Consider the following 15,619-nt stretch of genomic DNA (forward strand, 5'->3'; position numbering starts at 1 on the left):
TGATTCAGGATTGGTATATAGATAATTTTTATCTATTAGATTTAATAGTTCGCCAATTTTATCCGTGTTTGTACTCTATCATAACTTTACGGATACTCTTAGAATCAACCTAAATTTATTTCCGTAAGGAGTCGGATATGAAGACTTATGACATGTCTTTCATAAGAACCAATGGACTCACGACCTTGTTGGCATTTGTCTCAGTTATATTTATTTTATCATTCACTTTAATTATATTATTTTTTGAAAATATTCAAGGATTTTCAAATCAAGAAAAAATTGAATACATCACTCAAGCTTTAACAACAATTGCCATAATTATTGGGGGATTGGCATTAATTCTTAATGCTTACTATACCTCTAAACTCTCTATAGATGAGAATCACAGCTTGTTAACGCAACTACTAGCTGGAACAATAGCTTGGGATAACAATATCGTAAATTGTATCAATCAGACACAACCAACTCCACAAGAAATTGTTTCCGAACGCTTTTCTAAAGCGATTGAACAACTGGGAAATGAAAAAATTGAAACGCGATTTGCTGCAATTTATGCTTTAGAACGAATTGCCAAAGATTCCCCGAAAGATCATTGGACAATCATGGAAATCCTCGCTGCTTTTATTCGCGAGAATGCCCCGGTGAATAGGGAATATGAGAATGAGTCACTGCAATCATCAAAACTTCCTACAGATATTCAAACAGCCTTAACTGTCATTGGCAGACGCGATTCGTCTAAAGATCCAATCAATCAGAAACTCGATTTACGCAATACAGACCTTAGCAATGCAGACTTAACAGAAGCGAATCTCTCTAGAGCAATTTTTGTCGGAGCTAACTTGCAATGGGTCAATTTTACCAAAGTAAACCTTTCTGAAGCAGACTTATCTGTTACCTGTCTTTGTGGCTCAATCTTTTATGAAGCCAACCTGCAAAAAGCAATTCTCCCAGAAGCCAATCTCCAAGGCGCAGTTCTTAGAAAAGCAAACCTTTCCCAAGCCATTCTTTACGATGCCAACTTGGAAGGGACAGTTCTTTGTGATGCCAACTTGAAAGGAGCAGTTCTTTGTGATGCCAACTTAGAAGGAGCAATTCTTTGTGATGCCAACTTAGAAGAAGTTAACTTTGAGGGTAGCAATCTCCAAGATACAAACTTGATTGGCAGTAACTTGCAAAGGGCAAAATTGGCTGGCGCTAATCTAGAAAGTGCATTACTGAGTACAGCTAACCTCCAAGAAGCTAATTTTCAAGAAGCTAACCTCTGTGGAGCCAACTTGAGCGGCTCGGAAAATGTAGAATCACAGCAGATTGAACAAGCAGTTGGCGATCGCACAACCACCCTACCGGAAAATCTGAAAATACCCCAACACTGGCGGTAATAACAAGCTAAAGTTTCAGCATCTAAAACTTGATTACACGATCGGGACGCACACCTATGCGTCCCGATCGTGTTTAATTTGGTACTCAAAACTAAATAAATTGCCAAAAACCTGATAAATATTCTCTATCAGCCTAAATTTGACGCAATTTAAATCACGAACAATTATGAAACGCCGAGAGGTTTTTAACACAGCTGCGATCGCCACTGCAACTGCTGCTAACTCAAATAGAGGCATTATTTTTACATCATATCTAAAACCGATATTTTGCACCAATCATCATTAATTTGTAAATAATAATGGGCAAAATAAGTACCTTGGCAAGCTAAATCTATACTGAATATGAAAGCGATCGCTTTGCTTTTGTCTACTGGTGTTGTTACTGTTTGTACTATTTTTGGTATTAGTTCGCGTAGTTATTTCAGTAGCAACCAAAACAACCTACAGGAAACCTCAAGTAATCAGCAGACTATAAGTCATGTAACAGCTTTGGGGCGCTTGGAACCTCAAGGAGATATCATTCATCTGTCTGCTCCAGCCTCTAACCAGCGTTTGGCTGAACTGCGCGTGCAGGAAGGCGACCAAGTTAGGGCAGGCCAAGTCATTGCGATTATGGACAATTTTAAACAGTATCAAGCCCTTGTTGAAAATGCTAGAGCAAAAGTGAACGTAGCGCGATCGCGTTTAGCTCAGGTGCAGGCTGGTGAGGAGTTTGGCCAAATTGAGTCCCAACGCAAGAAAGTTGCAGAAATGGAAGCTCAATTGCTTGAGGGTATAAAGGTTCAAAAAGCAGTCATTGCCCGTCAGCAAGTGGAAGTACGCAAAGCCGAAAATGACTATGAACGGTACAAAACTCTCTCGCAAGATGGGGCTGTTTCCGCAGTTGACACTGAAACCAGACGTTTGCAGGTAGAGATTGAGAAAGAAAAGTTGCAGGAAACAAAAGCAAAGCTGACTGAGCAAATTAGTACGGGTAAGGAGCGTGTCAAAGAGTCTCAAGCAACTTTGGAAAGTCTCAATCATGTGAAGCCAACAGATATTCTGTTAACCAAAGCAGAGTTGAATGAGTCGTTGTCTCAATTGCAAAAAGCAAAAGTCGATCTGGAATCTACATATATCCAAGCACCTGTAGCAGGACAAATATTAAGTGTCAACGCTAAAGTAGGTGAAGTTGTGGGTAGTGGTGGCATTGTTGACATTGGCCAGACACAGCAGATGTATGTGATGTCTGAAGTTTACGAAAGCGATATTCAATACATTAAGGTAAATCAACCTGCAATAATTGTCAGCGAGTATGGAGGGTTCACTGGCGAAATCAAAGGAGTTGTCGATCGCATTGGATTGCAAATCGATCAGCCGGGAATCGTGAATGATGACCCCTCTGCTAAAGCAGATGTCAGGATTGTGAAAGTTAAAATTCGTCTCCATCCAAATGACAGCGAACGGGTGAGAACCCTAAATAAGCTACAGGTAAGAGCATCGATTCAAATTCGTTAAACCAATTCACAATCACGCTGAACTAGAAAAGCTAAGAGAGGAGGACAGTATACCTTAGAGACTCTTTGCAAAACATCGATGTCAAAAATTCATCAATCGGTGACGAAGTACAGAAGCAACAATATCCTGATTTGTATTAGATTTGAAAATCAGGCTACAAAAACTTTCTCGATCGATTACCATTACTTCTACTTCGGTTAGTCCGGCTCGAACTGTAAAGGGATAGTTTTCCCCATTAACCAGCTGTGCATTACCAAAGTATTCCCCTGGTTTGAGCTTAGATGATGTGAATTTATCATGGCGATCGCTCATTAATGCTTCAACTTCTCCTTCTAATATCAGGTAGAATTTATCAGCGACTTCACCTTCTTTAACAAGAATAGAATTAGCTCCATATCTAATTACCTTTGCTTGAGCGGCAACTGCTATAATTTCAGATGGATCGACATTAGGTAGTGCATTTGAGAGATGACTTGTCATCACACGTTGATGCAAATGCCGCACAATGTCAGCTTTGGTTAATTCTGAATTGCCAAGGAAAAGCCGGAAAAGTTCTTCCTCAATCACCATCACTTTGACTTCTGAATTTCTAGCAACGCGTACTGTTGCTGTCCGTTTACCATCTCGAAGCAAACCAACTTCGCCAAAATAATCCCCGCGACTGAGATGATTTATCAGGCGAGGCGGTTCATCAGGCAATTCCTGGATAATTTCGACTTTACCTTCTAGAAGAATATAGAATTTATCGGCTGGCTCACCTTGATGAACAATTACTTGCTCTGATTCGTAAGTTAAAACGATTGGTTTAGTTGTTGCTTTTTCTAGCAAAGCTTCATCAAAACCAGGTAAGACCAGTGAAAGTTCTTGGTTGAAAGCTAAACCCAATTTACCATCTTCAACATTAACAATCCGATCTGCCAAATCAAGTATCCGATTATCATGGGTGACAATCAGAACAGCACTACTCTGCTCTTTAGCCAAACGATGCATTAACGCTACTACATTGCGTCCTGCTATTTTATCCAGAGATGCTGTCGGTTCATCGGCGAGTACTAACTTGGGTCGAGTTACCAAAGCACTAGCGATCGCTACCCGTTGCTTCTGTCCTCCAGAAAGATTAGCTGGATAGGCATTGAGCTTCTCTGCTAATCCAACAGCCTCCAATATAGCTGCTGTTTTTGCACGAGCTTCTTTAGGTGAGAAGTCTGGTTGCAATTCCAATGATATCTGAATATTCTGCTGAACTGTTAAGAAATCCAACAGATTACTTGATTGGGTAATATAACCAAAATTTCGACGCATTTGGACTAATTGCTCTCTGCTAGCACCATTTAGTTCCTGTCCTAGAATATTGAGGCTTCCTTGGCGAACAGAACGCAGACAACCAATTAAACTCAGCAATGTACTTTTTCCCGAACCTGAAGGCCCGGTCAAAATCACGAATTCTTTGGCTTTAACTTCCAGATTAATGTCAGATAAAACTTGTTTTTGGAGTTCACCTTCTCCAAAGAAGTAATTAAGATTTTGAATCGAAACAACTGTTTTGTCGTTTGTCATTGGTCATTAGTCATTGGTTATTTTTTCCTCATCCCACTCTCCATTCTCAAATTCTCAGTTCAAAACAAGTCTGCTGGGTTAGCATCTTTGAGTTTATTCATAGTAATAGTGCCGGATGTAAAGCACATAATAATTGTTAGTAAAAGTACTAATAATGCTCTTGTAAATGTCATGTACATAGGCAAAGCAGTTGCATCTTTGACAATTTCATATAATCCTATAGAAACAATTAGTCCAGGAATATAACCTAATACTGCTAAAATAAGCGCTTCCTGAAATAAAACATTTAAAAAATAACGATGCTTATAGCCTCTGGCTTTGAGAACAGCGTAGTCTGGTAAATGATCGGAAACTTCGCCATATAGAATTTGATAGACAATAATCACTCCTACTAGGAAACCAACGAAGACTCCTGTACTAAAAACAAATCCAATGGGAGCGCTGGTAGCCCAATAATGTTTTTCATAATCAATAAATTCTTGCCGTGTCATCACCTGAACATTACCGGGAAGTTGAGTGCTGATTTTTTTGGCGATCGCTTTTTGATCGACACCAGATTTAAGGTTCACTAACCCGATAGTGATATTGTTTGCAGAACGTTCTGGTAACAAATAATTAAAAGTCGTACTGCTGGTAATTACATTACCATCATCGGCAAAGGAAGCACCAGCAAAATCAACTAAACCGCTAATCCAAATTTGCCGATTGCCTATTTCTGCTGCAATTGATTTTCCTGAATCCAAATCCTTTAAAATATTGCCATATTCTTTTAAGTCAGAGTTGCGATCGAATAAAATCACACCTCTAGTCCTCAACAAATGAGCAACTTGATTGAATTTGGCAATTTTAAAGGGAGAATTATCTGGATTTATACCCAAGATAATAATTCCTTTTCCTCCACTAACATTGCCATACTTGAAAGAATTCTGTCCGTGATACACATAGTTAACAGAGTCAACTTCACTAAAATTAAGTGTGCGATACAAATGTTGTCGAGGAAAATCTCTGGTGTTAGCCAAAGTCTTCATTTCAGGGTTAATTAAAATCAAATCAGCTTTAAGACGAGTGTGTAATGCTGTTTGGCTATCGTAGAGGGAATCTAAAAAAGCCAATTGCATAAAAATGAGAATTGCTGCAAAAGCAATACCTATAATCGCTACCAACAGCCGCAGCTTATAGCGAGTGAGTTGCAACCAAGCTAAGGGGATTCTTCCAAAAGAATTCATGTATTATTTTTAAATCGAAATTGATTATATTGATTTGTTAGATCCCAACTTTACTAGTTTGCAATGATGAAGCGATGGTTTGCCGACAGTATTTTCCTCAGCAGAATTATGAAAAATGCTACTTGGCTGCTAGGGGGGCGCGTGATGACTGGAATCAGCAGCTTAGTCTATTTAAGTATAGTTACTCGTAATCTTGGTGTTACAGGTTTTGGCACGCTGGTTCTCATCCAAACTTATATTCAGATCGTTATAGATTTAACCACCTTTCAATCTTCTCAGGCAGTAATTCGTTACGGCACTATTTATCTTGAGCAAAACAATAAAGTAGCTTTGCAACAGTTATTAAAGTTTACCACCCTACTGGATTTACTAGGGGTGCTGATTGGTTTAGCGATCGCAGTTGTTTTTGCGCCTTATATTGGTTCCTATATGAGATGGAATCAAGCGACAATTGTTCAAGTTCAGTGGTGTAGCTTAATTATTCTTTTTACAAGCGTAGCAACACCTAGAGGCTTGTTACAGCTTTGCGATCGCTTTGATTTATTAGCGTTACAGATTACTGTTCCAACGTTTATTTCTATGTTCGCAGCGTTCGTCGCTGCTACTCTGAATGCTCCTCTATGGGGATATCTTTTAGTTTGGTTTATTTCACAGACATCTGGAGGGTTACTGTTATTCGTAATTGGTTGGCGAGAAGCCTGGAAACGAGGAATGTTAAAAAATATGAATTGGTCTGCGATCGAGTTGAGCCAGCATCATCGCGGCTTGTTGAAATTTTCCATCGTGTCTAACTTTGATTCTTCCCTTCCAACGATCATGAGACAAGCCAGCCCCTTAGCAGTGGGAATTTTCGCCACTCCCACAGCAGCAGGACTGTTCCAGGTAAGCTATGAATTGTCTACTCCACTCAAGGATCTAGCTCAGATTTTGACTCAATCTGTATATCCAGAACTGGCTCGGTTAGATGTTCAAAAAAAGTGGCGCTTGTTCGTGGTGTTGCTGCTCAAATCAAGTGCGATCGCCGCCGGAATTGGGCTAGCAATTTTGATTGCGATTGTTTGTCTGGGACAGATCGTCTTGAAGTATGCTTTTGGCGAGGCATTTATTTCTGCTTATGGTATTTTACTGCTGTTAGTAGCAGCAGAAGTCTTCACAATGGGAAATTGTGCTTTAGAACCTGCCTTCTATGCAATCGGTAAGCCCAGTTTTCCTTTGAGAGTAAATGCGATCGCTATTTTGGGAGTTTATTTGCCGTTGTTGTTGATTTTAACTCCATCTTTTGGCATTGTCGGTACAGGAATAGCAACCTTATCGTCTACAGCATTAATTCTAATTCTTAATAGCGTACTAATCTGGCGTCAGCTGCGTCAAAACTTACGAACATAGGCTGGGATTAGTGTTTATCTCTGTGGGCGGATCGCCCAACTTCTTCAACATAGAGTAGTGCGATTTGATTGCACTAAAAAATGTTGGGTAATAGTTGTATGGTACGCCATGTTTTTGAGCCACCTCACGTACAATTTGGCTGATTGTCGGATAGTGAATACTGCATACTTGTGGGAACAGATGATGCTCAATTTGGTAATTTAACCCACCGATAAACCAAGATAGCAATTGATTTTCATGGGCGAAATTAGCTGTAGTTAACATCTGATGAATCAACCACGTATGCTCGATAGCGTTGTTTTCATCTGGCACAGGGAATTCCAGCCCCTCAACTACGTGTGCTAACTGGAACACTACACCGAGAATGAGTCCTGCCGTGATATGCATGACTGTAAACCCAATGAGAAACTGCCACCAAGTTATATCCAAAATTAGCAGTGGAATTGCGATCGTGTAGGCGTAGACGAATAACTTTGTCCAAATCAGGTTTACGACCTCAGCACGAGAGTGTACTAAATCTTTGCATGGCCCAAAATCTCGCAGTTGAAAGCAAAGAAAATCCTTCATGAAAAGCCAGTTGAGCGTGGCGAAGCTGTACGCAAAAAAAGCATAGATATGCTGATATTTGTGAATAGGTTTTAGGGGAGTAGCCGATGAAAACCTGATCAGCGGCGAAACCATCAGGTCTTGATCTATTCCGGGGATGTTGGAATATGTGTGGTGGATAGTGTTATGAGCGATCTTCCATATATATCCGTTAGCACCCAGTAGATCGAAAGTATAGCCAATGAATTTGTTCACCTGTGGGTTTGGTGAGTAAGCTCCGTGCAAAGCATCATGTGCAATACAAAAGCCAATACCTGCTATTCCCACACCCATTAATACAGCCAGCCAGAGCATCTGCCATGCCGAAAATTGGTTGCTCAAGATTAGTCCATAGCTGCCGTAGGTGATTAAAAGAAAGATAATTGTTTTGAACACCATTCGCGAATCAGCCTTTGACGAGCGACCTGTTACTTCAAAATAATCTGCAACTTGTGTTTTGACTTCCTGTGCAAAAAGCGTAGCTTCATGGTTGGAAAAGCGGATCTTACTAATTTGCATAATTTCTCTCGTGGATAGCTAATGATTATGACAAACAAAGCGATTTCCAATTCAAAATCTAAAATCTAAGCGTATACTATAGCAGTCCTATTTGATTCGTGAAAAATATAGAAAAGTAAATGAACCGCCATATCTACGAGAGGCTTGTCTATGACACCTGCGCGTAGCTTGCTTCTCCTTAAAAGTACGCCAACGTGGAGCGTCTTTTTAGAGAAGGACTTCAAAAGAAGAAATAACAAAAAGATATATAATTTTTACAAATGATTTAAGATTGCTATAGTTTTATAGTTTAGGAGATAAACTAATGATTTCACCTCAAGAAATTAATGAATCTTACTTGCGAAAAAAATCTCGATTTCGGGATTTTTTCTTAAAGTACGGTGAAAAACTATTACGAAGTTTAGAAAGTCTGATTGGTGAATACTCTCTAATTGGCAATTCAACATTTTTTAATTCTCAAGATTTTAGCTGGGTTGAGAATGTAGAAGCAAACTGGATGAGAATTAGGGATGAGATGAATCTGCTATTAAATCAGCTAGATAATATCCCCAATTTTCAAGATATTTCAACCGATCAAGTAAGTATTACCTCTGACGATCGCTGGAAGACTTACTTTTTGTTTGCCTATGGAATTAAAGCCGAAAAAAATTGTCACAGATGTCCTGAAACAACTCGGCTCGTTGAACAAATTCCTGGAATGAAAACGGCATTCTTTTCTATTTTATTACCTCACAAACATATTCCAGAACATCGAGGCCCATACAAAGGCGTGGTTAGATATCACCTAGCCCTAAAAGTTCCTGAAAACAAAATAGACTGTAAAATTCGGGTTGGTGAAGATTTTCGTTATTGGGAAGAAGGAAAAAGCTTGATTTTTGATGATACATTTTATCATGAAGTTTGGAACGATACAGATGAAATTAGGGTGATTTTATTTTTAGATTTCATCCGACCTATGCCTTTTCCTTTCTCACTCCTTAATCAAGCGCTCGTGAAGTTAATTTCTTGGTCTCCTTACGTCCAAAGTGGAAAAAATAACTTCATCAAATGGGAGAATAAATTAGGGTAAGTTATTGAAAAGCATTTGTGATGGGCATAGTGAATTTGCATTATTTAGAAAGAAGGTTTGGGTTATCATATTAGAGTTGATGGGCGTAAGCTGCAAATACTGTTTAGCCAACTAAGCAATATTATTTAATATATCTAGAGAAAAGATATAAGGTATGTTTGTAAAGATTATATTTTCTGACGTTGCTCTCTAGTAGAAAAGTTTCGTTAAAGTGTTATCTAATTCTTTTAAATCCCTAATTGAACTCCTGAGCGATCGCGCTCAAAAACAACCCGATAATCAAGTTTTCACATTTCTTAAGGATGGAGAAATAGAGTCAGACAGCCTTACATATCAAGCCCTCGATCGCCAAGTTCGTGCTATTGCTGCTAGTCTTGAGTCTGTGACTTCGGTTGGCCATCGCGTTTTATTAGTTTATCCGTTCAACGCCTCTCTGGAGTTTATTGCAGCCTTGTTTGGCTGCTTCTATGCTGGCGCGATCGCTATACCGACAAGACCACCTCAAAATCCAGAAGAATGGGTAGATTTTGGCTTTCGCATCCAGGAATGTCAAGTGGGTATTGCTCTGACTTCTGCCGCACTCATAGATAAGTTACAGGATTCATGGTTAGGGTGGTTGGCTGAATCTTTGGATCGTCCACAACTGTCTTGGATAGCCACGGATCGAATTTCTTTAGATGCTAGCTTTAACTGGCAAAAGAGAGAAATCGATCGTGATGCGATCGCTTATTTTCAATACACCTCTGGTTCCACAGGTATTCCGAAAGCAGTGACAATTTCCCACGGCAATGTGTTGCAAAACTGCGCCAATTTTCAGCAGATATTTCCTACTTTTGATTTTCGAGGAGTGAATTGGTTGCCTTTAACCCATGACATGGGTTTGGTCGCTGGCATTATGCTAACCATTTATGCTGGAGCTTGTACTGCTTTAATGTCACCAATAGCCGTTTTTCAAAACCCCAGTCGTTGGCTCAAAGCAATTTCAACCCATAAAGCAACCATCAGTGGCGGCCCTAATTTTATCTACGATCTCTGCGTTCAAAGAGTTAAACCAGAACAAATCCCAAATCTCGATTTGAGTAGTTGGGAAATTGCCGGGAATGCGGCTGAACCTATACGACCTGAAACTTTGGAAAAGTTTACAGCCTTATTTGCACCTTATGGCTTTCGACGAGAAGCATTTTATTTATCCTATGGTATGGCAGAAGCAACTTTGGGGATCTCTGGAGGTTTTGTAAAAGAGCTATCAGCCATTCAGTTTGTAGATGAAAAAGCCTTAGAACAGAATCGAGTAGTTACCGTAACAGAAGGGCAACCTGGGGCGCGAATGCTGATTAGTTGCGGTCATCCGTGGCCGGGAAACCGAGTGATAATTGTCAACCCAAAGACTAAGAGTCCTTGTTTACCTGATGGTGTCGGTGAAATTTGGGTGCAAGGCGCTGGGCTGAGTCGCAGTTATTGGCATCGCCTTGAAGAAAGCGAGCAAACTTTTCAAAGTTATTTGGCAGATAGTAATGATGGCCCCTTTTTAAGAACTGGAGATTTAGGTTTTATTCATGATGACCAACTATTTATTACTGGTCGTCTCAAAGACATGATGATTTTTTGGGGACGCAATTTCTATCCTCAAACTCTGGAGCAAACCTCAGAAAATAGCCATCCAGCTTTATCAGTTAATGCCAGTGCTGCTTTTTCCGTAGATGTAGAGGGAGAAGAAAGACTAGTAATTGCTCAAGAAATCGATCGCCAAGCGCTCCGCAAATTAAATTCCGAGCAGATTGCAGAGATAATTGGTGCGATTCGGCAAACTATGGTGATGCAGCATTTAGTCGAAGTTTATGCGATCGCACTTTTAAAACCTGCTACTCTTCCTAAAACCCAAAGCGGCAAAGTACAACGCCGTCGCTGTCGAGATCGGTTTTTAGCAGGTACGCTAACGGTTGTTGAACAATGGTTCTGCCCGATATCGGAGCGATTAGATCCGACTGATTTGACTAGTTTACCAGGGATTGAAGAAGCTTGAACGCACAAATTATATGTCTGATGCCGCCAAAATTAAAATTTTGATTGTCTATGAGCGATCGGGAATGGGTCATGAAGTTATGGCTAATATTCTCACCAAGGAAATCTTACAGAATGGTAATTTTGAAATCATCAACTACACTATAACTGAATTACTGCAAGACCCTTTGAGCGAACTATTGACAAAAGCCTGGGTTAGTGCGTGGAATTTATTTATGCGCCATAACTGGATCGAGTTGGCGGATATATTAATTAATTATTTGATGCGCTTGATTTTATTGCCAATTGGTGAGGTTAGCTCAGTTGCAGCCATGCACCAGACTTTAGACCAAATTGCACCAGATATTCTAATTTGCACTGCCGATACTGCTGGTAAATGCTTGGGTAGTTGGGCTAAAGAAAAGCAAATCCCCTTTTTTCTCGTAATTACAGATTTGTCTATTTTTATAGATTTAGTTTACCCAAATGCTACCCATATTTGCTATTTTCCAGAAACTGCGAATGCTGTACAGAGTTTCCCCTTTACACTTACTTATTGGTCTTATAAGTTAACCCGTTATACTAGATTATCTGAGCAGATCCAATTTATTGGTAGATACCTTTATGATTTTGTGATTTGCTATCCACAGAATAGAATTTATCGAAATATAGATAGAGATTACAAACCCCAAAATCAGGCTCGTTGCGAGATAATTGGCCCTCTGCGTGAAACCAAGCATTTTCAAATTAGAGAGCGAAAAAAACTGCGCGATCGCTTTGAGCTATCCGCGACTGATACTTGCATTTTGATTGTTAGTGGTAGTTTTGGCGGCAACTTTTGTGTAAAATACCTGAAATGTTTACAAAACCTATTTATAGACTCATTAGTTGTGATTGTGGCTTGTGGTAGGGATGAGAATCTACGGATAAAAATCGAGCAGATAGCTGGACAAAAGCAAAATTGCAAAGTGCGAACACCTACAGTGTGTGAGACGCGAATGCTAGGTTTTGTAGATAATCTTGATGAATGGATGTCTGCTGTAGATATTATTCTGGCTCGTCCTTCAGCAGGTATTTTATTAGAAGCAATGCTTGCTCGTACACCATTGCTGCTTCCCAAAAAAGCAGCAGCTAACGATAGAGGAGCTATTAGCTTTGTCGAAAAATATCAATTAGGTGAGTGCTTTAGCGATCGCCAGGATTTGAATTTGAAAATAAGACGTTTGCTAGATGAAAAAGAACTCTACCAAAATCGTATCGATGCCTTACTCAAAAAGTATCCATCTACCTTTGAAGAACAAAGGGCAAACTTGTGTAGGATATTATTGCGATCGCTTGAGAGTTAAGTAATATCGTGCCTGTTTTTATTTATTGATAGAAGATAGCTTTTACTTGGTATCAATAATACGCTGTAAAATATCAGGAACTTCAAATACAGCTTGGTTTTGAATAGCTGCAAGATTCGCCTTGTAGCGAAGCCAATTCTCAGATTTTAAAAGTTCCTCAACGGCTGGAACAATCTGGCGAAAGCTTTTAATTGCCATACCAACTTGTTTTTCTAATATCCACTCAGCATTGTATTTTTCATTGATGAGTGTTGAAGAATTGTGTTCGACAATCACAGGTAAATTCATGACCATCGCTTCACTAATACTGACAGAACCAGGTTTGCCAATAAAAAAATCGGCTAGACTCATAAAATATGGCACTTCATCAGTAAAACCTTGTACGTGTTGCCTTAATGAAGTTGGGCGTTTTTGTAATGCTTGGGCAAGTTTTTGATTATAACCGCATAAAAAAATCAACTGCACTCGATCGCTGATACAATCTAAATGTTGGGCAATGTTGAGCATTGTTGTACAACCTTTTCCTCCAAACAAAACAATTCCCGTTACTCGGTCTGGATCTAATCCTAAACGCTGTCTTTCTACACGGTTATCTTCAGACATAGGTTGATAAAAAGTAGGATGTACAATCATTCCTGAAGTTTGCATAATGTGTTCTTCTGATACATCTAAAGAACGTGCTTGCTCAGTGGCGCGATCGGTTCCGCAGATTAAGTAACTTTTAGTTTTAGGTTCTATCCAGAAATGGGGAGGACTATCTGCAAAGTCAGTCATGATTGTAACCATTGGAGTGTTGACTTTAACTCGTTGCAGACTGTCCCAAATTGCTCGGTTATAGAGGGGAATTAAAGAAATGACTAAATCAGGGGGAAGTTGCTGTCGCCAATGTTGTTCGCCCAATTTAACACCAATGGGATGCAACAGGCGAATAAAAAACTTATCAAAAAACATCATCACTGGATGTAGCCATGTCCAATCTGCACCGATCATCTCGTTGTAAAGTTCATTACCGTCTGAACCGAATAGCTTTTTATAAGGGTCTAGCGGCTCTGATAGTTGACCGATATCTGTTACAGTGATTTGCCAAGGTCGTTTTTGTTGCTCGGCGATCGCACTTAAGGCTTTTAGGGTAGCGTAGTGCCCTCCACCTGCATTGAGTGTAAAAATATGCAGTGAAAAGGTTTTTTCATCACTCATAATTCATCCAAATTGTAACTGTGGGATTTGTTGACGCGGTAACTTATGACGTGCAAGCGATGTCTCCGACGGGCTATGCTTACGCGAATTTTTAAAGGTTGATATTCGGAATTATTCTGGACGATATCCACAATTGGTCAGCTATGCGGAAAACTTCTGTATAATGTCCGAAAAGGGATGTTACGGAGACAATTCTATATTACTACCCTACACTGAGGAGTTATGCGGAAAGGTCTTGTATAATAACTAGTTAAGTGGCTTATTCTTTGGTAATGACAGTACTTTAAAATTATCAGTATGGCACTCAAGGTGGGTTGAAGTGTGAAGATATCAGAACAAACAATATCAGCGCTCGGCTCTATTATCACTGGTGATGCAAAGCTTTCACCCTATCGCTCTGGTTCACAACTCGTTTTGTTTTTTAATGAATTTGGTTTAGAGAATATATACGGTAGTGGTTTTCCTTCTCGTTGGTATTACGCCGAAGAGAAGTTGCGTGAGTTCAATGACACGCCAACCATGAAAAATATAGTGATTGCCACATTTGATCCTCGTCATTTTCTTGGAAAAGAACACAGTATAAATGCTGCGGTTGAACACTTCAACCAATTTATTGAATTTGATAACTATCAATTGCGACCTGCGGGTAAGAAGTGGGAAGTTTACCAGCTAGGTGGCTCTCAAATTAATTTGTCACATCCCTACAATAATTCGGTTGAGATAACACACATTTTTATTGACGAGCAAATTAAAAAATGTGACAAAAAACTTACTGAAGGCGACTTTGATGGAGCAATAACTAACGCACGATCTTTCGTTGAAACAGTCTTATCTGCAATTGAAAAAGAGTTTGATATTAATCCACCAGAATATGATGGAAACCTTCCAAAGCTTTATAGGAGGGTTCAAAAACATTTGAATCTTTCTCCAGGTCAGGAAAATCTTGCAGAATGTTTGCAGCAAATTCTCTCAGGGCTAACAAGCATAATTTCTGGCTTGGCTACTTTGCGAAATACGATGAGTGATTCTCATGTCATTTCCTATAAACCATTGGAGTATCATGCAAGGTTAGCAGTTAATTCGGCTAAAACGCTGTGTGACTTTTTATTTGAAACGAAGGAGTATCAAATGCAGAAGAAGAAAAACAGCGCAACCTAACACTTCGGCACAGCGCACGAGCAAAATAAAATTAGAGTTCAAATGAGGTTTGTTGCCAATGCCAGAACAGTTAGAGGAACGGGTAGCCAATTTAGAAGCTGAAGTGGCACTGCTTAAAAACAAGGTAGAATCCAATTCATCTTCTATACCCTGGTGGGAGCAAATTGCTGGAACATTTGCTGACAACTCAGCTTATGATGAGGCAATGCGGTTGGGGCGTGAGTATCGTGACTCTCTGCGCCCAAGTTCTATACAGGCATCCGATGAGTAGATGTACATTTTCGATACTGATCATCTCAGTGTTTTAGATCGTGGAGGAGTTCAAGCTCAACGCCTGATGCAAAGACTGGCAAACGTCAGTTCCACTCAAGTAGCGGTGAGCATCATTAGCTACGAGGAACAAATGCGGGGGTGGTTGAGTTATGTAGCGAAAGCTCAGACTGTGGAACAGCAGGTTGAAGCGTACAAACAGTTAAGGCGACAACTAGCAAATTACTGCGCGATCCCGATTCTGGAATTTAATGAACAAGCTGCTCAAGAGTTTCAACGTCTCAGGAAAACGTATCTACGACTTGGCACGATGGATTTAAAAATTGCATCGGTTGCGCTGGTGAATCAAGCAGTTGTGTTGACTCGGAACAGCTCTGATTTTGGACAAATTGCAGGTTTATCCATTGAGGACTGGACATGAAAATGGTA

Annotated in this window: 14 protein-coding genes; 9 read left to right on the forward strand and 5 right to left on the reverse strand. The window is 39.8% G+C overall.

Annotated elements, in window-relative coordinates; all coding sequences use genetic code 11:
- Window positions 1-152: 152 nt before the first annotated feature.
- Window positions 153-1,379, forward strand: a complete 1,227-nt coding sequence (locus RM368_RS02435) for a pentapeptide repeat-containing protein (protein ID WP_322692566.1) — start codon at window positions 153-155, stop codon at window positions 1,377-1,379.
- A 54-nt stretch (window positions 1,380-1,433) separates the two neighbouring features.
- On the opposite strand, the gene RM368_RS02440 is transcribed toward RM368_RS02435, so the two are convergent.
- Window positions 1,434-1,616, reverse strand: a complete 183-nt coding sequence (locus RM368_RS02440; RefSeq protein WP_322692567.1) for a hypothetical protein — start codon at window positions 1,614-1,616, stop codon at window positions 1,434-1,436.
- Between the two features lie 105 nt (window positions 1,617-1,721).
- Between RM368_RS02440 and RM368_RS02445 the strand changes: the two genes are divergently transcribed.
- Entirely contained in the window at window positions 1,722-2,876 is a 1,155-nt protein-coding gene (locus tag RM368_RS02445; protein WP_322692568.1) for an HlyD family efflux transporter periplasmic adaptor subunit, read from the forward strand.
- Window positions 2,877-2,957: 81 nt separating this feature from the next.
- On the opposite strand, the gene RM368_RS02450 is transcribed toward RM368_RS02445, so the two are convergent.
- Complete coding sequence (locus RM368_RS02450) at window positions 2,958-4,433, reverse strand: cyclic nucleotide-binding domain-containing protein (RefSeq protein ID WP_322692569.1); 1,476 nt, start codon at window positions 4,431-4,433, stop codon at window positions 2,958-2,960.
- Between the two features lie 59 nt (window positions 4,434-4,492).
- Window positions 4,493-5,659, reverse strand: a complete 1,167-nt coding sequence (devC, locus tag RM368_RS02455) for an ABC transporter permease DevC (protein WP_322692570.1) — start codon at window positions 5,657-5,659, stop codon at window positions 4,493-4,495.
- Window positions 5,660-5,767: 108 nt separating this feature from the next.
- Between devC and RM368_RS02460 the strand changes: the two genes are divergently transcribed.
- A complete protein-coding gene (locus tag RM368_RS02460) occupies window positions 5,768-7,045 on the forward strand; it encodes an oligosaccharide flippase family protein (RefSeq protein ID WP_322692571.1) in 1,278 nt (425 codons plus the stop codon).
- Here RM368_RS02460 and RM368_RS02465 read toward each other — a convergent pair.
- Entirely contained in the window at window positions 7,034-8,149 is a 1,116-nt protein-coding gene (locus tag RM368_RS02465; protein WP_322692572.1) for an acyl-CoA desaturase, read from the reverse strand. The two genes, RM368_RS02460 and RM368_RS02465, sit on opposite strands and share 12 nt — an antisense overlap.
- Before the next feature lie 304 nt (window positions 8,150-8,453).
- On the opposite strand from RM368_RS02465, the gene RM368_RS02470 reads away from it, so the two are divergent.
- From RM368_RS02470 to RM368_RS02480, 3 genes are all read left to right on the forward strand, one after another.
- On the forward strand, window positions 8,454-9,218 hold the full coding sequence (locus RM368_RS02470; RefSeq protein WP_322692573.1) for an aspartyl/asparaginyl beta-hydroxylase domain-containing protein: 765 nt from the start codon (window positions 8,454-8,456) through the stop codon (window positions 9,216-9,218).
- A 211-nt stretch (window positions 9,219-9,429) separates the two neighbouring features.
- Window positions 9,430-11,241 carry a fatty acyl-AMP ligase gene (locus RM368_RS02475; RefSeq protein WP_322692574.1) on the forward strand — a complete coding sequence of 604 codons (1,812 nt, stop codon included), beginning with the start codon at window positions 9,430-9,432 and terminating at the stop codon, window positions 11,239-11,241.
- 13 nt (window positions 11,242-11,254) lie between these two features.
- Window positions 11,255-12,565, forward strand: coding sequence for a hypothetical protein (locus RM368_RS02480; RefSeq protein ID WP_322692575.1), 1,311 nt, complete (start codon window positions 11,255-11,257; stop codon window positions 12,563-12,565).
- Window positions 12,566-12,607: 42 nt separating this feature from the next.
- On the opposite strand, the gene RM368_RS02485 is transcribed toward RM368_RS02480, so the two are convergent.
- The gene (locus RM368_RS02485) at window positions 12,608-13,762 is read right to left on the reverse strand and encodes a glycosyltransferase (protein WP_322692576.1); all 1,155 of its coding nucleotides are present in this window, start codon (window positions 13,760-13,762) and stop codon (window positions 12,608-12,610) included.
- A gap of 321 nt (window positions 13,763-14,083) precedes the next feature.
- On the opposite strand from RM368_RS02485, the gene RM368_RS02490 reads away from it, so the two are divergent.
- From RM368_RS02490 to RM368_RS02500, 3 genes are read left to right on the forward strand one after another with little or no spacing between them, the layout of a single operon-like run.
- Window positions 14,084-14,920 carry an abortive infection family protein gene (locus RM368_RS02490; protein ID WP_322692577.1) on the forward strand — a complete coding sequence of 279 codons (837 nt, stop codon included), beginning with the start codon at window positions 14,084-14,086 and terminating at the stop codon, window positions 14,918-14,920.
- 58 nt (window positions 14,921-14,978) lie between these two features.
- Complete coding sequence (locus tag RM368_RS02495; RefSeq protein WP_322692578.1) at window positions 14,979-15,191, forward strand: hypothetical protein; 213 nt, start codon at window positions 14,979-14,981, stop codon at window positions 15,189-15,191.
- Window positions 15,192-15,611, forward strand: coding sequence for a type II toxin-antitoxin system VapC family toxin (locus RM368_RS02500; RefSeq protein ID WP_322692579.1), 420 nt, complete (start codon window positions 15,192-15,194; stop codon window positions 15,609-15,611).
- Window positions 15,612-15,619: the final 8 nt, after the last annotated feature.

This window comes from Nostoc sp. DedSLP03 (genome assembly GCF_034530815.1).
In the GTDB taxonomy this organism is placed as follows: domain Bacteria; phylum Cyanobacteriota; class Cyanobacteriia; order Cyanobacteriales; family Nostocaceae; genus Nostoc.